The sequence below is a fragment of the Verruconatronum alginivorum genome, assembly GCF_056590205.1.
The window spans coordinates 2,823,901-2,842,761 of sequence record NZ_JBWPVQ010000001.1; the positions used below are offsets into that span (position 1 = coordinate 2,823,901).

Annotated in this window: 16 protein-coding genes and 2 tRNA genes; 14 read left to right on the plus strand and 4 right to left on the minus strand. The window is 59.6% G+C overall.

The window, feature by feature from the left end; translation table 11 throughout:
• The first annotated feature begins 75 nt into the window (after positions 1 to 75).
• The 4 genes from ACWUI2_RS10105 (at position 76) to ACWUI2_RS10120 (ending at position 4,687) form a co-directional block, all read left to right on the plus strand.
• Positions 76 to 768, plus strand: coding sequence for a PEP-CTERM sorting domain-containing protein (locus ACWUI2_RS10105; protein ID WP_486982734.1), 693 nt, complete (start codon positions 76 to 78; stop codon positions 766 to 768).
• Positions 769 to 1,401: 633 nt separating this feature from the next.
• On the plus strand, positions 1,402 to 2,271 hold the full coding sequence (locus ACWUI2_RS10110) for a methylated-DNA--[protein]-cysteine S-methyltransferase (RefSeq protein WP_486982735.1): 870 nt from the start codon (positions 1,402 to 1,404) through the stop codon (positions 2,269 to 2,271).
• A 617-nt stretch (positions 2,272 to 2,888) separates the two neighbouring features.
• Positions 2,889 to 3,890 carry a ribonuclease HIII gene (gene rnhC / locus ACWUI2_RS10115; protein ID WP_486982736.1) on the plus strand — a complete coding sequence of 334 codons (1,002 nt, stop codon included), beginning with the start codon at positions 2,889 to 2,891 and terminating at the stop codon, positions 3,888 to 3,890.
• Positions 3,891 to 3,901: 11 nt separating this feature from the next.
• Positions 3,902 to 4,687: a ribonuclease HII gene (locus ACWUI2_RS10120; RefSeq protein WP_486982737.1), complete on the plus strand. Its 786-nt coding sequence runs from the start codon at positions 3,902 to 3,904 to the stop codon at positions 4,685 to 4,687.
• A gap of 46 nt (positions 4,688 to 4,733) precedes the next feature.
• Here ACWUI2_RS10120 and ACWUI2_RS10125 read toward each other — a convergent pair whose 3' ends face one another.
• Genes ACWUI2_RS10125 through ACWUI2_RS10140 form a run of 4 tightly spaced genes read right to left on the minus strand, consistent with a single transcriptional unit; the run spans position 4,734 to position 9,624 of the window.
• Positions 4,734 to 5,192, minus strand: coding sequence for a response regulator (locus tag ACWUI2_RS10125; protein WP_486982738.1), 459 nt, complete (start codon positions 5,190 to 5,192; stop codon positions 4,734 to 4,736).
• Between the two features lie 15 nt (positions 5,193 to 5,207).
• Positions 5,208 to 7,028 carry an ATP-binding protein gene (locus ACWUI2_RS10130; protein WP_486982739.1) on the minus strand — a complete coding sequence of 607 codons (1,821 nt, stop codon included), beginning with the start codon at positions 7,026 to 7,028 and terminating at the stop codon, positions 5,208 to 5,210.
• Complete coding sequence (locus ACWUI2_RS10135; protein ID WP_486982740.1) at positions 7,025 to 7,624, minus strand: TOL_0243 family YfiR-like periplasmic protein; 600 nt, start codon at positions 7,622 to 7,624, stop codon at positions 7,025 to 7,027. The genes ACWUI2_RS10130 and ACWUI2_RS10135 overlap by 4 nt, the downstream gene beginning before the upstream one ends.
• Entirely contained in the window at positions 7,612 to 9,624 is a 2,013-nt protein-coding gene (locus ACWUI2_RS10140; RefSeq protein WP_486982741.1) for a TOL_0244 family TonB-dependent receptor, read from the minus strand. The genes ACWUI2_RS10135 and ACWUI2_RS10140 overlap by 13 nt, the downstream gene beginning before the upstream one ends.
• Before the next feature lie 442 nt (positions 9,625 to 10,066).
• On the opposite strand from ACWUI2_RS10140, the gene ACWUI2_RS10145 reads away from it, so the two are divergent.
• The 10 genes from ACWUI2_RS10145 to rpoB all read left to right on the plus strand — a co-directional run bounded on the left by ACWUI2_RS10145 (position 10,067) and on the right by rpoB (position 18,841).
• A tRNA-Thr gene (locus ACWUI2_RS10145) sits at positions 10,067 to 10,142 on the plus strand.
• Between the two features lie 66 nt (positions 10,143 to 10,208).
• Positions 10,209 to 11,399, plus strand: coding sequence for an elongation factor Tu (gene tuf / locus ACWUI2_RS10150; protein ID WP_486982742.1), 1,191 nt, complete (start codon positions 10,209 to 10,211; stop codon positions 11,397 to 11,399).
• 80 nt (positions 11,400 to 11,479) lie between these two features.
• Positions 11,480 to 11,555: transfer RNA gene (locus tag ACWUI2_RS10155), tRNA-Trp, on the plus strand.
• Between the two features lie 7 nt (positions 11,556 to 11,562).
• A complete protein-coding gene (secE, locus tag ACWUI2_RS10160; protein ID WP_486982743.1) occupies positions 11,563 to 11,775 on the plus strand; it encodes a preprotein translocase subunit SecE in 213 nt (70 codons plus the stop codon).
• Complete coding sequence (nusG, locus tag ACWUI2_RS10165; RefSeq protein WP_486982744.1) at positions 11,772 to 12,359, plus strand: transcription termination/antitermination protein NusG; 588 nt, start codon at positions 11,772 to 11,774, stop codon at positions 12,357 to 12,359. Before secE ends, nusG begins: the two co-directional genes overlap by 4 nt.
• Before the next feature lie 6 nt (positions 12,360 to 12,365).
• A complete protein-coding gene (rplK, locus tag ACWUI2_RS10170) occupies positions 12,366 to 12,791 on the plus strand; it encodes a 50S ribosomal protein L11 (RefSeq protein WP_486982745.1) in 426 nt (141 codons plus the stop codon).
• Positions 12,792 to 12,882: 91 nt separating this feature from the next.
• On the plus strand, positions 12,883 to 13,575 hold the full coding sequence (rplA, locus tag ACWUI2_RS10175; RefSeq protein WP_486982746.1) for a 50S ribosomal protein L1: 693 nt from the start codon (positions 12,883 to 12,885) through the stop codon (positions 13,573 to 13,575).
• 12 nt (positions 13,576 to 13,587) lie between these two features.
• Positions 13,588 to 14,103: a 50S ribosomal protein L10 gene (gene rplJ / locus ACWUI2_RS10180; protein WP_486982747.1), complete on the plus strand. Its 516-nt coding sequence runs from the start codon at positions 13,588 to 13,590 to the stop codon at positions 14,101 to 14,103.
• Between the two features lie 130 nt (positions 14,104 to 14,233).
• Positions 14,234 to 14,620, plus strand: coding sequence for a 50S ribosomal protein L7/L12 (rplL, locus tag ACWUI2_RS10185; RefSeq protein WP_486982748.1), 387 nt, complete (start codon positions 14,234 to 14,236; stop codon positions 14,618 to 14,620).
• Positions 14,621 to 15,061: 441 nt separating this feature from the next.
• On the plus strand, positions 15,062 to 18,841 hold the full coding sequence (gene rpoB / locus ACWUI2_RS10190; protein ID WP_486982749.1) for a DNA-directed RNA polymerase subunit beta: 3,780 nt from the start codon (positions 15,062 to 15,064) through the stop codon (positions 18,839 to 18,841).
• Positions 18,842 to 18,861 lie beyond the last annotated feature (20 nt).

The following is an 18,861-nucleotide window of genomic DNA, read 5'->3' on the forward strand; positions in this document are numbered from 1 at the left end:
GAACAGGGAGCAATCCTTTATTCGACTGATTTCACGGGAGGGACCGGGGGGCAACCGGTTCCGGGTTGGACGCTGGTGAGCAACAATCCTCAAGCCGATGCGGCCTACGGTAGTGATGACACCTACCGCCTTGGACGGACGGCACATAACTGGAGTACGACCGCTCTCTTTACCAACAATGAAACTCCATTGTGGAATGGCGAGGGGACTCTCGACAACGCTACGAGCCTTTGGACAGATTACCAGATTTCAGCAACGTTTCAGAGTGCGAACGTCACCGCGGCCGGGACTCAGATTGGTTTAATCGCTCGCTGGGATGGAACCAATCCGGGTGGGACTGCTCAAGCAGCCGGTTACTTTGCCTTCATCCGCCCCGACCAAGGGCAGCTCCAAATGTACATTCGGCGGAACTTCTCGCGCGGGCCGGAAAACGCCAATTTCCTGGCCGTGCAAACAATTCCCGAGTTTCTCCTGACCAACAACTCAACTTATACCATCACTTTTTCGGTCGTCGGCGCTGCGTTGGAGTTCACCTTTATCAGTGACGACTTCAGTCACACGATTTCGGTAATTGACGAAGACCCCCATCTGGTCGGCTCACCCGGCTTAAGGACGCATTTTGCCGCGAATGACAGGTTTGCACACTTCGATGAATACTCTGTCACCGTCATCCCAGAGCCTTCCACGGTCGCCGGGATCGCGGGCCTCTTCGCCTTGGGCGGGGCGTTTGTTCTCCGGCGGCGCCGTTTAGCCGGGCGGAAGAGTTGAGATTTGTGATCGCCTTTCTCACCAGTCCTTCTTCGTGAAAGAATGCAGGGTGCCCGCCCCTGGCGCGCTCAATTTTTGAGTATTTCGCGCCTATTCGGTTGAATTTCAAAGTAAAGGATGATGTTTGCATTCATGGGGTTCGGTTGACGTCGCGGAGCGGTTGGGCGAATCATTTCTCAAGTGCTTTTAGGAGCACCGTCTTGTCATTTGGCTGAGGGCCGAATCAGCTATCGGCGTTGGGCGGGCGTCAGGACCTGGCCGTAACGCTGCATCTCGGCGAGGTTCTTGCGTCCGGCCAACAAGGCCAAGGCGATAAAGTGTCATTCTGCGGGCAAAATGCACCAGTGATTTGTGGATGAAGTGCACCATTGGCGAATGCGAACATCGCCTCGGAGGACACAATGCTCTTGTATCCTCGTCACTCTGCAACAAGTCGCCATCCCCCTCGCGGCGCTGCATAAAAAAAGCCTCGCTGACTTTTGCGAACGGTGCCGCAGTTGCAATCTCACCCATCTCGATCGTCAGGACCCAACCACCGAGAACATAAAAGCCCTGCCGGTTAGATCTTCTCGCAAGAAACGGATATTGCCGCGAATGGTTTTATGGCATAGTCGAGGGGCAAACGATGAAGAGATGAAGAGTCGAGGTAAAAGCTGGGATGGAACTCTGATGCGGGACTTGGCGCGTTACATCGAGGAACGGTGCGAAGAGTCGCTGACTTTGGAGACGCTGGCGGTGCAGGCCGGGATGAGTCCGGCGCATTTCCAGCGGTCGTTCAAGGAAGTGGTCGGGGTGAGTCCGCGGGAGTTTCAGGAGTCGTGCCGGTTGCGGAAATTGAAGGGGGGACTGCGGATGGGGGAATCGGTCACGCAAGCGGTCTACGAAGCCGGATTCGGATCGGCGAGCCGGGTTTACGAGAAGGTGAATTCGCATCTTGGAATGACGCCTGGCGAATACCGGAAGCGGGGTCGGGGGTTGGAGATCTCGTTCGCTTCGGGAGAAACTGCGTTGGGGGAAGTGATGATCGGGGCGACCGATCGGGGAATCTGTTTTTTGCAGATCGGGGACGACCGGGCGGAGATGTTGGATACTTTGGTGGCGGAGTTTCCCGAAGCGAAGCTGACCGAGATGCCGGAGGAAGAGCAGGGCGAGTTTCACCGGTGGATGGAGGCGTTGTCGGCGTTTTTGGGGCAGTCAGGTGGAGTGCCGGATCTTCCTCTCGATGTGTGGGGAACGGCTCTTCAGATAAAAGTCTGGAAATACCTTCAAACCATTCCGGCGGGGACGACCCGTTCCTATTCGGAGGTGGCGGCGGCGGTTGGACATCCAGGGGCGAACCGGGCGGTCGCGAGCGCTTGCGCCCGGAACCGGGTGGCAATCGTGATTCCGTGTCACCGGGTAATCCGGGGGAACGGCGATTTGGCCGGTTACCGCTGGGGGATCGAGCGGAAGCGGCGCTTGCTGGAGTTGGAGCGAGGCGCGGAGGGGGATTGGGTCGAGTGATATTGAAGGGGGACGCTGGGAGGGATACGGCACGCATGTAGGTGAACTCCTATCGAGCCAACATCCGGGCTCTGTCTGGGGATCTCCTTCGCGGGGGGCGTGGGAGAGCCTTGGCTGTCGAATGACTGTCGAATGCGCGGCCATCGCCGACCAGTCGGAAAGCGGTGCGGGGACGCACCAGCACTCCATAGCGCTTCGCGCGAAAATCGGATCGCTCTGTTATAGAAGGTCGGGGAAACCAACCCTCCGATTTCGTCGCATCCCAACGCCCATGGAGAGTGAAATTCATGAAGCCGAGGATGAAAAGAGCCCAACGTGGGTGGGGGCGCTTGGATTTCCTCCCGCGACAATCCTTGATCCGATCGGGTCAGGGATTGTCGCGGGAGGGAGGAGCGGGAGGCGCGGGGTTTTGGTGAGGTTTTGGTGGGGGTTTGGTGAGGTTTTGGTGGGGGTGCGAGTTCGGGAGGCGGGGTGGTTTTGGGAAGGGGGTGCCGGGCGGGTGGGGGACGGTATCTGATCCCGGGCGGATGTTGAGCGGGCAAGGAAAGGCGGCAGGGGGGTGGATCCGGCTTGCGCTATTGACTTCGGGGGCAATGATCGCTCCCTGAGGTTTGCGAATGAAGAAACGAAAGCCGAGCGCGCCGGAGGTTGATGCTCCGAAAAAAATCACCATTTACACCGAAAAGCTGAATCCGGAGCAGATGGAGCGGTTACGAATCGTCTGCGAGCGCAAGTCGTGGGAACCGTACGAGGTCGCTTACGCCCGGTTCGCGTATAAGGGGCCGAAAGTCAATTTGGTCGCTTACGAGAGCGGCAAGATCGTGATCCAGGGAAAAGAGACCGAGGCGTTTGTGGTCGACGTGCTGGAGCCGGAAGTGACCGGATCGGTGAAGTTCGGATACGACGAGGTGTTGCGCCCGGAGTGGTTCGAACCGCATGCCGGGTTGGATGAAAGCGGGAAAGGGGATTTCTTTGGTCCGGTGGTTTCCGCCTGCGTGATCGCGGACAAACCGGCGATCGACGCCTGGCGGTCGGCGGGCATTCGGGACAGCAAAAAGATCGGGGATGCCCAGATCGTGCGGTTTGCCAAGATGATCACTGAGACTCGCGGGGTCGTGGCGAAGGTGATGTTCTGCGGGATGCCGAAATACAATGAGTTGATGGGCAAGCCGCGGGCCAATTTGAACCTGTTGTTGGCGTGGCAGCACTCGAAGGCGTTGGAACAGGCGTTGGCGGAGAAGTGGGTGCCGTGGGGAATGCTCGACCAGTTCAGCAAACAACCGTTGGTGCAGCGGTATTTCAAGCGAAGCGATTTCGATTTGCGGATGGAGACCAAGGCGGAATCGGATCCGGTGGTGGCCGCCGCCTCGATCGTGGCCCGGGCGGAGTATTTGCGCCAGATGGAGAAACTCTCCGACCGGTTTGGAGAGAAGTTATTTAAGGGGGCGAGTGCCCAGGTGCGAGCCCAGGGAGTGAAGATTGTGGAAAAATTCGGGGCCCAGGCGTTGCGCGATTTCGCGAAGCTTCATTTCCGCACCGCCCATGAAGTGGTGGCGGCGGCCGGGAAAACCGGGGAGATCGAGTTGCCGCCGTTGAAACCGGCTTACGAACGGAAATAGGGAGTGGTTCGATGAAACGTCCGCAACTCATCGCCTTTGACCGGAAGTGTCTCGGAAACGAAACGACGGCGTTGATCGGGGTGGACGAAGCCGGTCGGGGAGCCCTGGCCGGGCCGGTGGTGGCGGCGGCCTGCCTGGTGACTCGCGAATTTTATGAAAGCGCCGCCTGCCGGTCGGTGCGCCGGTTCGTGCGGGATTCGAAGGAACTGACCCCGGAAAAGCGGGAGGATGCTTTGTTGCGCCTGGAGCGTTGTCGCGAGGCGGGGGGAGTGGTTTTCGCGCCGGGGGTGGCGAGTGTGGAGGAGATCGCGGATGAAAATATCCTCGGAGCGACCCGTCTGGCGATGCGGCGGGCGCTCGATTTGGTATTGGCCGAGGTCGGATGTTCGCCGGGAGCCTGGCAGGAGGTGGAGCCGGGGGATTTGTTTTATTGTGAACAGCAGTACCGTGAAGTGCGCAGTCGTCCGATGATCCTGGTCGATGGGCGGCCGCTGAAGCCGTTTTTTTATCCGCACACGGCGGTGGTGAAAGGGGATGGGCGGTCGTTCGCGATCGCGGCGTCGTCGATCGTGGCCAAGGTGACCCGGGACCGTTTGATGATGCGCCACCATGAACAGTATCCGGACTATGGATTCGATTCGAACAAAGGGTATGGAACGCCTCAGCATTTGGAGGGAATCGAACGAAGTGGGATTTGCCCGTTGCACCGCGAAAAGTTCCTGCGGAACCTCATCGCGGCCGGACCGGCCGGGGGCGAGGAGTTGTTCGAGCTCGCGGAGCTCGCTTCGCGCGCATAGGCGATGGACGATAGACGGCGGGGCCGGAGGGGAGAGGCGGCTGGTGTCAACGAGGCCGCGGGAAGTGTGGAGGGGGTTGGTTGAGGAGCAGCCAATACGCCCCCAGTTTGCGGACCGCTTCCATGAATTCGGTGAAGTCGACCGGTTTGCGGACGTAGCTGTTGCTGCCGAGGCGATAGCTTTCGACGACGTCCCGTTCTTCCGAGGAGGTGGTCAAGACGACGACCGGAAGCATAGAAGTGGAGGCATTGGCGCGGATCCGTCGCAAAACCTCCAGCCCGTCGATTTTAGGCAATTTCAAGTCGAGGAGAATGACGGTCGGGGAAATTGTTCCGACCGAAGAGGTATCGGCTGGATCATGGGTGCCGTGCAGCATGTCGAGAGCTTCGACCCCGTCGCGGGCGACCAATACTTCGTTGACGATGTTGTTTTTGCGAAAGGCCCGCAGAGCAAGCGCTTCGTCGTCGGGATTATCTTCGACTAAAAGAATGGTATTGCGATTCATGGTGCTCTGCCGATGTTAACCCACAGTGAAGTGAAAAGTTGCACCTTGGTCAAGTTTTCCGGTCGCCCAAATCTCGCCGCCGTGGCGTTCGAGGATGCGATGGACGGTGGCGAGGCCGATGCCGGTCCCTTCAAATTCGCTGCTCTTGTGGAGGCGATGGAAGACGCCGAATAGTTGGTCGGAGAATTGCATGTCGAAACCGGCGCCGTTGTCGCGGACGAAGAATACGGTGCGTCCATTGGTCTCGGTTTTTCCGACTTCGATTCGGGCGGCCGGTTTGCGGGAGGTGAATTTCCAGGCGTTTTGCAAAAGGTTTTCGAGAACGATCGGCAGGAGACCGGGATCGCCGTTCGCGTGGAGGTCGGGTTCGATGACGACTTCGACGTCGCGCGCCGGATCGCCCGCGCGGAGCGACCGGATGGTCTCGGCGGCGACTTGGGAGAGATCGACCTGTTCCCGGCGCATTTCCTGGCGGGTGACCCTGGATAGTTCGAGGAGGTCGTCGATCAATTGGCTCATGCGCTTGCAGGAGGCGACGATTCGCCGGAGGAAATCTCTGCCGGTGTCGTCGAGGCGGTCGTAGTAATCTTCGAGCAGCGCCACGCTGAAGCCGTTGATGCCGCGCAATGGAGCGCGGAGGTCGTGGGAAACGGAGTAGTTAAAGGACTCGATCTCGTTGAGGGCGCGGCGGAGTTCGGCGGTTCGTTCGATGACCCGTTCCTCGAGTGTCCGATTGAGTTCGCGGATCTCGGCTTCGGCGGCGCGGAGGTCGGTGACGTCGATCAGGACGCCGACCATGCGGGCGGGGGTTCCGTCCGGATCGGTGAAGGTGCGTCCCAACGATCGCATGTGGCGGATTTCGCCGCTGCCGGGAATGCGCAACCGGAAATCGGATTCGTAAATTCCGCCTTGGCGGGCGGCCCGGGCGGCTTCCTCGACCCGGGCCCGGTCGTCGGGATGGATGGCGTCGTAGAAAGGGGTGGGGGATTGGCGGGGGACTTTTTGGGGGAAACCGACTTCCTCGTAGATGGGGCCCAGCCAGTTGGCCTGGCTGGTCGCAAGGTCCCAGTCCCAGACGCCGAGCCGGGAAGCTTCCACCGCGATGCGGAGGCGTTCCTCGCTGATTCGAAGGGCGTTTTCTTTGGCGGCGATTTGCTCGAGCATTTCGTTGAAGGCGTCGGTCAACGAACCGATTTCGTCGTCGCTGGTCTTCGGGGCCCGGAGATTGTAGTCGTGGCGGTCGGAGACGGCGCGGGCGGCGTTTTCCAGGGTGAGGATCGGACGGGAGATTCGCTCTTGGAAAACGGTGGATAGGAGGTAGGCGGCGAAGAGGGCGATGGTGGCCAGGGAGGCGCTGATCATCAGGTAGACCGCGAGGCGGCCCCGCAGGGCACCCAAATCGTAGTGAATCAGGAGCCAACCCAGGTCGGTGCCCCCTTCGGAGACCCGGATGTGATAAACCAGCATTCGTTGGGTGAAATCGGGTCCTTCGTAGGGGTCTGAGGGAAGCGGTTCGACCAGATCGAGATGAAGTGGGTAGGTGGCGAAGACGAGACCTTGGGTGTCGTAGAGGATGGATTTTCGGATGTTCGGTTCGGCCTGGAGGGACTGGAGGATCCGGGAGGCGTCGTCCGGATCGTCGAAGGCGAGGGCGGCGGTGCTGCTGTAGGCGACGGTTTCCGCGAGGATTCCAAGGTTCCGGGTGGTGACCTGGCGCAGGAGGAAGTAGTCGATGAGCACGGTCAGTCCCGCCGAAGGAAGAAGGACGGCCGCCGTGGTCGTCACGATGATGCGGATCAGCTTCGCCCGGATGGAAAGTTCGCTAAATCGCTTCATGAATCCGAACGGTCCTCCACGATCCTCGCCAGACGGAGGAGGCGCGAACTGGCGTTCAGGTTGCTTTCCCGCAGGGTGTCCCGATTGATTAGAATCCCAATCCGGCTCCCCTCCCGGACCAGGGCGATCATTCCCCCGTGGAAAACGAACTCGGATTCTTCCCCGATCAGGAGGATCGGTGATCCGGAGAGTTCGGCGACCAGCCGTCGTCCGGCGGCTCCGGAAGCTTGGGGAATGAAGAGAATCTGGCAGCCTTCGGCGTCCCCGGGAGTCCGGACGTCGACGACTTCGATCGGGCGGTCGTGGACCTTTTGGTCCCGGAGTATTTCTTCGAGAAGCCCGCCAAACGGATTCGGGCGGACGACACCGACCCGAATCGGTTCGGCGGCATTCGGGAGGGCTTCGGGCGGCCATTCGATGAATTGGGTGAAGTGGAAGATGTAGGCTGCTTTGATGGCGTATTCCCGTTGGTCGGTCTGAGCCCGCCCTGTGGAAATCAGCAGCAGAAAGAGGGTCGTCGCGCCGAGGATTCGAAACAGACGGAGCCGATCCGCGTTGGGCGGACGGAGTTGCGTTCGTTTGATTAAAGGTCCCATTTGGCCCGAACGAAAAAGCTTCTTGGCACGGCGCGCTCGACGCCGAACTCACGTTGATAGGATTGGAGGAGGTTTCGTCCGGTGAGAGAGAGTTCGAGGGAGTCGTAGGGCCGGTAGCCGAGCCGGAGGTCGAGTTCGGTGTAGGAGGGGACCGGGGGATTTGGCAGGGTGCCGACATGGCGGACCACCGCATCGAAAAGCCAATGATCTCCGGCATCGAGGGCGGAGTGGATGAAAAGGATATGCCGGGGGTCGTTGCCTTCGGCTCCGCGGGCGGCGGGATCGTCGGTGCTGCCCGCCTCGGCCCGCACCCGCCGGTGGAGGCGGCTGTAGCCGCTGGTGACCCGCCACCATTCGGAGAGTTGGTAGTTGGCGGAGACTTCGAAGCCATGGGAACGTCCGCGCAATTCGTTGCCGAGGATGATCGGATCCTGGCCCTCGAAGCTCCGGAGGTTTTCGTATTCGTGGTGAAACAGGGCCAGATCGATGGTGACGGGGGTGGGCGTCGCCGGCCGCACCCGGTAGCCGAGTTCGGTGGCGACGAGGCGCTCGGACTCGAAATCGGGGTTTCCGCGGAGGATCAGATCGCCGGTCAGCGGATTGAAGGTGTGGATGTCGGAATCGATCCGGGAAGGGGTGCGGACGGCGCGGGAGAGCGCGGCCCAAACCATGTGACGGTCGTGGGGCATCCAGGCGAGGCGGCTGCTCGGTTGGAATTCGAAGCCGGTGAAAGAATTGTGTTCCAGCTTGGTGCCAATGGTCAGGTCGAGCCGGTCCGGGATGATGGAAATCCGGTCCTGGATGAAGGCGTCGAAGACGCGAACCGTTCGGCTTTCCGGAAGGAAAGCGAGGGAGGGACTATTTTCGACGTCGTCGCCGGAAATCCGGATTCCGCCCCCCCAAGTCAGATCGTTCCGTTCGCCGAGGGGGAAGCGATGTTGAAATTCGACGTCGAACGTATCCCTTTCCTCCCCGCCCGTGCCAGGGATGAACCGTTCGACCCGGTCGTAATAGGCTTGGATGGAGAGGCTGCGGTCGTCCTCGTTGGAGTAGGTCCATCGGGCGAGGATGTTGGCGCCGCTCACCTCGATCGGGTCGAGGCCGGTCCGGTCGAACCGGCCGTCGTAAATGTCGCCTTGGAAGGTCCAAAGTGTTTCGGGGGCGGGTCGGGAGTCGATGCGGAAGCCCCCTTGCCCGAGGCGGCGCCGGTCATCCACGGAGGAACCGTCGATGGCGACGATGTCGTCCCGTTCCCATCCGGTGCCGTAAACCCGGTACCACGTGTTTTCGTTGATTTGCCCTCCGTAGCGGGCGGCGCCGTAGCCGCGTTCGACGCTGCCGGCTCCTCCTGATACGAGGAGGCCCTGGGTTTCTTCGGAACTGCGGGTGATGATGTTAATGATGCCGTTGACGGCGTTGGCTCCCCAGAGGGTGGCGCCGGGGCCGCGGACCACCTCGATCCGGTCGATGTCTTCGATCATCGGATTCTGGACGTCCCAGAAGACTCCGGAAAAAAGCGGGGAGTAAAGGCTGCGGCCGTCCTGGACCACCAGAAGCTTGTTGGTGGTGGTGAGATTGAAGCCCCGGATGCCGACCGCCCAATTATTGTTACTGGCCCGGGCTACGTGGACGCCGGTGGCGAGGCGGAGGCTGTCGGGCAGATTCATCGCTCCGCCCCGGTTGATGTCTTCGGCGGTGACGACGGAGACGGCGGAAGGGGTGGTGCGGATCGGTTCGGGGCGTCGTGCGGGGGTGGTGATCGTCAAATCGGCCAATTCCTCGATGGTGAGCATCCGGAGCTGTTCGGGGCGTGGAAAGGCGTCGGGGCGGCGGGGTTCCTCGACGGTGACCTGACCGAATGCCACGGCTGGAAGCAGGGAGACCGTAAGAAAAACGAGCGCGAACGCCCGGGGTGAAAACCATGGTTTCTCGGAGGAGATAGAAAAAGGATCGGCTGTATCCATGAAATGTTGGCGTCCCGAATGGAAAAGGTTTTCCATCAAAACGAAGAATTGCGACAACGGCAATCTTTTCTTGGGGAGTTTGAAGACGAAAACGGGGAATATTTCAACTGGCTGGTAGCTCTCCCTGCCGTGGGGCGTCTGCCCCTGTCGGAGTCCCGGCTTTAGCCGGTTTTCGAGTCGAGGTGGGAACTGCCTGAGGGCGGGACTCCAACGAGTCAGCCAGATGAAATAGCCCTGAGACGAAAACGGTGCCGGGGTTTGACGAAATTTCTCAGGCGGGTCGAATTCGAGGCTTGCTATCTTGCGGAGGAATCGGAGTCTCGCCCCGGACACGATGGGCAGGGGGGTGATTTCGGTGGGGTGGAACAAAACCGAGAGTTTCCGCGAAAAACTTTCAGTTCGCTATTGACGGATTTCTCTCCGTTCGCAAATGTTCACTCTTTATATCCAATTTTCCAGCTCGCCTTGGAAGGTTGTCGCCCTCGTAGCTCAGCTGGCAGAGCACGTCCTTGGTAAGGACGAGGTCACCGGTTCAAGTCCGGTCGAGGGCTCCATCTTCGAAGGATCCGGGCGTCCGCAGTTCTTCTCTACAAGCACATAACCAACATCAATAAACGCAAATGGCTAAAGGAACATTCGAAAGAACGAAGCCGCACGTTAACGTCGGGACCATCGGTCACGTTGACCATGGCAAAACTACGCTGACCGCGTCCATTCTGGCGGTGCAGGCCGGCAAGGGTCTGGCTGAGGTCAAGTCCTACACCGATATCGCAAAGGGCGGCACCGTGCGCGACGCTTCGAAGATCGTCACCATTGCGGTTTCGCACGTAGAATACGAGTCGGACAACCGTCACTACGCGCACGTCGACTGCCCGGGTCACGCCGACTTCGTGAAGAACATGATCACCGGCGCCGCCCAGATGGATGGCGCGATCCTCGTCGTGAGCGCCTCCGACGGACCGATGCCGCAGACCCGCGAGCACATCCTGTTGGCCCGCCAGGTCGGTGTGCCGAACATCGTGGTGTTCTTGAACAAGGTCGACCTCATCGACGACCCCGAGCTTTTGGAACTCGTCGAGATGGAAATCCGCGAGCTCCTCTCGAAGTATGAATTCCCGGGAGACGACATCACCATCGTCCGCGGATCCGCCACCGCCGCCCTCGAAGGCAAGGACGAAGGCAAGGCCGCGATCCAGGCGTTGATGGACGCGATCGACAAGGACATTCCGGAGCCGGAGCGTGAAATCGACAAGCCGTTCCTGATGTCGGTCGAAGACGTGTTCTCGATCACCGGTCGTGGCACAGTGGCCACCGGCCGTATCGAGCGTGGCGTAGTCAAGGTTGGCGATACCATCGAGATCGTTGGCATCACCGACACCAAGACCACCGTCGTCACCGGTGTGGAAATGTTCCGCAAGATGCTCGACCGGGGTCAAGCCGGCGACAACGTGGGGGTTCTTCTCCGCGGGGTTGAAAAGGACGCCATCGAGCGCGGCCAGGTTCTCGCCGCTCCGAAGTCGATCAATCCGCACACCCAGGCCCGCGCCGAGATTTACGTCTTGTCGAAGGAAGAAGGCGGCCGCCACACTCCGTTCTTCAACGGATACCGCCCGCAGTTCTACTTCCGGACCACCGACGTGACCGGGACAATCGACTTGCCGGAAGGCGTCGAGATGGTGATGCCGGGTGACAACACCAACCTGCAGATCAACCTCATCGTTCCGATCGCGATGGAAAAGGGCCAGCGCTTCGCCATCCGCGAAGGTGGTCGCACCATCGGGGCCGGTCGGGTGACCGAGATTCTCAAGTAAGCGAATCGCTTTTTAAGACAAAAGTGCCGAAGCTCCTCCCGGGGAGCTTCGGCCCTGTCGTTGCCGGAACAGATACAAATAGGACAGTAGCTCAATTGGTAGAGTAGCGGTCTCCAAAACCGTCGGTTGGGGGTTCGAGTCCCTCCTGTCCTGCCATTTTTTTATGAAAAACCCATTCCGCAGCACCCGGATCTTTGCGGGGGAGACCATTAACGAACTGAAGAAGGCCACATGGCCGACCCGGACGGAGTTGAAGGACTCGACCATCGTGGTGATCGTCGCGGTCATCATCCTGGGTATCTTTATCAGTATCGCCGATTTCTCCCTGTTTCAGGTGGTGTATCTCTTCACCGAATTGGTGACCGGCCGAGTATGAGCGATTCCTCAGACAGCAAGACCGGCGGCAACGGAATGAAGTGGTACGTCGTTCAGACGCTTTCCGGCAAGGAAGGCCAGGTTAAGCAGTACCTCGACAAGTTCAAGAAGATCGAGGACCTCGAAGAATTTGTCGGCGAGGTGCTGGTTCCGACCGAAGTGGTCACCGAGGTGAAGCAAGGCAAGAAAAGCCAGCGGACCCGGAAGTTTTATCCGTGTTACGTCTTCGTGGAGGCCCGTCTCTACGACGAAGGCGGAAAGCTCCTGAATAAACCGTGGTATTTCATCCGGGAGACCAACGGTGTGATCGGGATGGTCGGCGGCGACCGGCCGACACCATTGCGCCAGGCCGAGATCGAGCATATCCGCGGGCAGATGGAGCAGGCGCTCGGCAAGGAAGTGCCAAAGGTGCAATACGAGATCGGCGAGGAGGTCAAAATCACGGACGGCCCGTTCCTCAATCTCACCGGCCGGATCGACGAAATCGATCCGGAGCGGGGCAAACTCAAGGTATCCGTGTCTATTTTTGGCCGATTCACTCCCGTCGAGCTGGAGTATTGGCAAGTCGAAAGAATTACGAGTTAACACGTCATGGCAAAGAAAATCAAAGGTTACATTCGCCTCCAACTCCCGGCTGGAGCAGCCAATCCGGCTCCCCCGGTGGGTCCCGCGCTCGGTGCGCAAGGGGTGAACATCATGGGCTTCTGTAAGGAGTTCAACGCTCGCACCAAGGACCAGGCCGGGACCATCTTCCCGGTGGTCATCACGGTTTACGCTGACAAGTCCTTCTCCTTCATCCTCAAGTCGCCTCCCGCCGCCGCTCTTTTGAAGAAGGCCGCCGGGATCGCCAAGGGTTCGGCCGTCCCCAACCGGGACAAGGTCGGCAAGGTGACCCGCGCCCAGCTGAAGGAGATCGTCAAGACCAAGAAGAAGGATCTGAACGCCGCCGACGAGGAACAGGCGGTCAAGATCATCGCCGGCACCGCCCGCAGCATGGGCTTGGAGGTCATCGACTAATTTGGTTCAATCACGGTTCGCTGGCGGAATTTCCGTTCGCGAACGACTCACCCGCAGGAGCCCTAACCCGGCGTTCGCACTGCAATTCAACATGAAGAAAACTAGCAAACGTTATAGAAACGCTCTGAAGGCGGCCGAGTTGACCAAGCCGTACCCGCTCAAAGATGCCCTTGAAGTTCTTTCCAAGCTTCCTCCCGCCAAGTTCGACGAAACGGTGGAGCTTTCCTTCCATCTCGGAGTCGATCCCCGGCAGAGCGACCAGATGGTCCGCGGCACCGTTGGTCTTCCGCACGGAAGCGGAAAGTCGGTCCGTGTCCTGGTCTTCACCGAAAATCCGGAAGCCGCTCTTGAAGCTGGCGCCGATTACGCCGGGTTGAAGGAATACATGGATAAGATCAGCGAAGGGTGGATGGACTTCGACGTCGCCGTCGCGACTCCTGACGCCATGCGGGAAATTCGGACCTTGGCCCGGATCCTCGGTCCTCGCGGTTTGATGCCGAACCCGAAGGCCGGCACCGTCACCGACAACGTCGTCCAGGCTCTCAAGGAAGTGAAGGCCGGACGGGTCGAGTTCAAACTCGACAAGACCGCCAATATCGGCGTCGCCGTCGGCAAACGCTCGTTCGCGCCGGAGAAACTTTTGGAAAACGCCAACTCGGTGTTGAACGCCGTCGGCAAAGCCCGTCCGTCGGGAGTGAAAGGCCGTTACATTCTGAGCATGACGGTTTCTTCCACGATGAGCCCGGGCGTCCGGGTCGATAATTCCGAATTCAACCAGTTTTAATCAGGACCATCCATGAGACCCGAAAAGAAGTATCTCGTCGAAGAGGTGTCGAGTCACCTCGACAAATCCGACTTTGTTTTCCTCGCCGATTTCACCACCGTCAATGTGTCGGAAATCGCGGAACTGCGCGGGGAACTGCGGCAGGAGGAAGCGGAGTTCCATGTGGTCAAGAACCGCATCTTCAATGTGGTGGCGAAGTCCCGCAACATGCCCGACCTGGAAGAGTGGCTGGCTGGCCCGACCGCGATGGTCCTGGGCGGCAAGAACCCGTCCGGCGTGGCCAAAATCCTGAAGCGGTTCACCGACGACAAGAAGAAGCTGGCCGTCAAGGTCGGCGTCCTGGGCGACCGCACCCTCAGCGAGCAGGATGTGAAGGACCTGGCGGAGCTTCCGAGCCTGGAGGTCTTGAAGGCCCAGTTGCTCGGTCTCTTCAACCAGCCGGCGCAGCGGACGGTCACCGTCCTGGCTGCCGGACCGGTCTCCCTGTTGAACGTCCTGAAAGCGAAGTCCGAGAAGGGCGACGCGTAATTGTAACCAATTTTTGGGCGGCGTCCGAGTGGCGTCGCTCGAAACTCAACCATCCAAAGAATCCGGTTAGGGGCTTCGGTCCTTAAACGTTCCCATTCCGGGACACTAGCCGTTCACGGAGAAAAAGAACATGCCTGAAATCACCAAAGAACAAGTCATCGACTGGCTCAGCGCTCAGTCCGTGTTGGAAATCGCCGGTCTCGTGAAGGACCTCGAAGAAAAGTGGGGCGTCAGCGCCGCCGCTCCCGCTGCCGTGGCCGCAGCTCCCGCCGCTGGCGGTGGTGCCGCTGCTCCGGCTGAGGAAAAGACCGAATTCGACGTCATCCTCGTCGCCGCCGGTACCAACAAGATCGCCGCCATTAAGGAAGTCCGCGCCGCCACCGGTTTGGGCCTCAAGGAAGCGAAGGACCTCGTCGAAGGTGCGCCGAAACCTGTCAAGGAAGGCACCACCAAGGAAGAGGCCGAAGCTCTCAAGACCAAGCTGGAAGCAGCCGGGGCCAAGGTCGAAATTAAGTAAGACCGTCCGCGAGTTTCCTATCTGAGACACGTCACACGAAAAATCACGCGAGCATCTACTGGGTAAGAAAATCGAATTTTGAAGTCAGCCGGCAAGAGAATGGGCAGTGGAAAGCATTTTCCTGGTCTTCGGAACAGGGGTGATTTCCTGCTTGCTCTTTCGGGTTTCTTCACTAAGGGTACTTGGTTCCGCTTGTGGAAATTCTTTCGCGAGGGGGCTCCCCGATTTCAAATTTTCTGTCAGCGGATGCTTCGTGTTTTTTCGTCATGTGCCGTGTCTTCGAAGTCGCTTCCGGCCCGCGTGGCCGCGGGGGCGTTTTCGAAGACGCGGCATTTTTTGCCCGCGTCTCCATCCAGTTCCGTTTATTTCTGCGGCACCTGCCCGAGCGCGGGCGGGCCGCTTTTTGCATTTCCATTCCAAACTCAGTCGTAAAGGGTTCGTATGTCCAACCGCATTAATTTTGGTAAACTGAAGGAGGTCATTGCTCCACCTAATCTGATTCAAAATCAGTTGGATTCCTATCGGGAATTCCTGCAGATGGAAGTGCCGGCGACCCAGCGCCAGGTCGCGGGGCTGGAAGCGGTTTTTCGCGAAGTGTTCCCGATCGAGAGTTATGACGGGCGCTGCGTCCTGGAGTATCTCTCCTACAACATCGTCGGACCGAAGAGCTCCGAGATCGAGTGCATTCGCGAAGGGTTGACCTATTCAGTCTCCCTTTACGTCAAGCTCCGCCTGCGCGAGGAGGATTTCATCAAGGACGAGGAGATCTACATGGGAGAGCTCCCGGTGATTTCCGGACGCGGGTCGTTCATCATCAACGGCGCCGAGCGCGTGGTGGTCAGCCAGTTGCACCGGTCGCCCGGCATCGCCTTCGAAATGGCGCCGCACACCACCGGGAAGATGCTTTTCTCCTACCGGATCATTCCGGACCGCGGGACCTGGCTCGAAGTGCAGTTTGACAACAACGATCTGCTTTACGTCTATCTCGATCGCCGCCGCCGTCGTCGGAAGTTCCTGATCACCACGTTGCTGCGGGCGATCGGCTACAGCTCCGACATCGACATCCTGAATTTGTTTTACGAGGTCCGCGAGTTGAGCACCTCGGAAGCACTCGGCTTCGACAACGTCAGCTCTTTCGTGTTGATCGAAGACGCGATTGACGCCCAGAAGGGCGTGGTGATCGCGCGGGCCTTCGAGCCGTTGACCAAGGCGATCGTCCGCCAGTTCGAAAAGAGCGGCATTCCGACCCTCCGGGTGATTGATACCACCGTTGACGAAGGGGCGATTGTCCGGGCGCTGAAAAAGGATCCAACCCGTAACGAGGAGGAAGCCCTCAAGGAAATTTACAAGCGGCTCCGTCCGGGTGAGCCGCCGACCACCACCAATGCCAAGGCGTTGTTGAAGCGGTTGTTCTTCGATCCGAAGCGTTACGATCTCGGCCGGGTGGGGCGTTACAAGATCAACCAGAAGCTCAATCTGAAGACTGATCTCGACGAGCGCACCATCGGCGCCGGCGACGTGGTTGAGGCGACCAAGTATCTGATCCGCCTGAAGAAGGGCGAAGGTTTCGTGGACGACATCGACCATCTCGGCAGCCGCCGTGTCCGCACCGTCGGCGAGTTGCTCGCCAACCAATGCCGGATCGGCTTGGCCCGCACCGAGCGTTTGGTCCGCGAGCGGATGACCCTTTACGATCAAAGCGCGGATTCGATCACGCCGCAGAAGTTGATCAACCCGAAAGCGTTGAGCACGGTGGTGCGCGATTTCTTCGCCCGCAGCCAGCTGTCGCAGTTCATGGACCAGATCAACCCGCTGGCGGAAATCACCCACAAGCGCCGTTTGAGCGCCTTGGGACCGGGTGGCTTGAACCGGGAACGGGCCGGTTTCGAGGTCCGCGACGTCCATCCGTCGCACTACGGCCGGATTTGTCCGATCGAAACGCCGGAAGGTCCGAACATCGGTTTGATCAACTCGCTGAGCATTTACTCGCGGATCAACGAATTCGGATTCATCGAGACTCCGTATCGCCGCTGCAAAAACGGCCGGGTCACCGACGAGGTCGAGTATCTCAACGCCGACCAGGAAGAGCCGATGGTGATCGCCCAGGCCAATTCCGAAGTGGCGGAAGACGGCAAGTTTATCGGCAAGGTGACCGTCCGTTGCCGCGGGGACTTCCTTGAAGTTGAGCCCTCCGAGGTCGACTACATGGACGTGTCGCCGAAGCAATTGGTCTCGATCGCGGCCGGATTGATTCCGTTCCTCGAGCACGACGACGCCAACCGTGCGTTGATGGGTTCGAACATGCAACGCCAAGGGGTGCCGCTGTTGAAGGCCGAATCCCCGCTGGTCGGCACCGGGATCGAAGAGCGGGTCGCCCGCGACTCGAAGACGGTGGTAATTGCGACCGAAGACGGCATCGTCGCGTCGGTCGACTCCCGCCGGATCGTGGTCAGCCGCGATGGCACTTTGCCCGCCCGTTTCGAGCGGAACCCGAAGAGCGACCCGAAGGTAGGCATCACGGTTTATGAACTGCGGAAGTTCATGCGGTCCAACGCGGGCACCTGCTTCAGCCAAAAGCCGATCATCAAGAAGGGCGACAAGGTCAAGGAAGGCGACATCATCGCCGACGGCGCTTGCACCGAAGCGGGGGAACTCGCCCTCGGACGCAACGTCCTGGTCGGGTTCATGCCGTGGAACGGTTACAATTTCGAGGACGCGATCCTGATCAGCGAGAAGGTCCAAAAGGAGGACATCTTCACCTCGATCCACGTCGAGGAGTTCGAAGTGACCGCCCGTGACACCAAGCTCGGACCGGAAGAAATTACCCGTGACATCCCGAACGTCGGGGAGGAAGCGTTGAAGAACCTCAACCACGATGGGGTGATCCGCGTCGGGGCCGAGGTGAAGCCGGGCGACATCCTGGTCGGGAAAATCACGCCGAAGAGCGAAACCGAACTGGCGCCGGAAGAAAAACTCCTCCGTGCAATCTTCGGGGAAAAGGCCGCCGACGTGAAGGACACCTCCCTGGTGGTTCCCTCCGGCGTGACCGGCATCGTGATGGACGTGAAGGTTTCGAGCCGTCTCGATTCCGAGAAGGAGAAGCTCAGTCCCTCCGACCGCCGTCGTCAGATCAAGCAGATCAACGAGGAATACCGGACCCAGATGGACAAGCTCCGCGAGGGGCTGACCGAGTCGTTGTCCAACATTCTTCTCGGGGAAAAGATCCCGCTCGACGTGGTCAATTCCGACACCGGCGAGGTGATCATCCCCGCCAACCGGAAAATCACCAAGACCTTGCTGCGTAAACTCGCGGCGGTGGCGAAGCACATCGAAATCGATCCTTCGCCGGTCCGGATCAAGATCATGGAGATCATCAGTTCCTTCCAAAGCAAGTTCGACGAACTGGAAGCGGACAAGGAGCGGAAGGTCACCAGCATCGAGTCCGGCGACGACATCGAACAAGGTGTCATCAAGCAGGTGAAGATCCACATCGCCAAGAAGAGCAAGCTCCAGGTCGGCGACAAGATGGCCGGACGCCACGGGAACAAGGGCGTCGTGGCCCGGATCGTGGCCGAGGAAGACATGCCGTACCTGCCGGACGGCACTCCGCTGGAAATCTGTCTCAATCCGCTAGGGGTGCCTTCCCGGATGAACGTCGGACAGGTGCTCGAGACCCACATGGGGTGGGCCTGTAAGAAGCTCGGCGTGAAGGTGGCGACTCCGGTGTTCGACGGGGCGCCGGAAACGGCGGTCCGGGATTATCTCCGGAAGGCGGAGCTTCCCGATTCCGGGAAGAGCGTCCTTTACGACGGCCGCACCGGACGGAAGCTCGACCAGGAAGTGGTCGTCGGCTACATCTACATGATGAAGCTCAACCACTTGGTTTCGAGCAAGATCCACGCTCGCGCGGTCGGTCCTTACTCGCTCATCACCCAGCAGCCGTTGGGCGGAAAGGCGCAGTATGGCGGCCAACGTTTCGGGGAAATGGAGGTTTGGGCGCTCGAAGCTTATGGAGCCGCCTACACCCTGCAGGAACTCCTCACGGTGAAGTCGGACGACGTCCAGGGGCGCACCAAGATCTACGAGGCGCTCGTCAAGGGGGACAATTCCCTCCACGCCGGCACGCCGCAATCGTTTAACGTTTTGATGAAGGAAATGCAAAGTCTGGGGCTCGACATTCGGATGAGCCGTCAGGACGCGCTTTCGCAGCAGGGACTGTAAGGGAGACAGGAGACACAAGA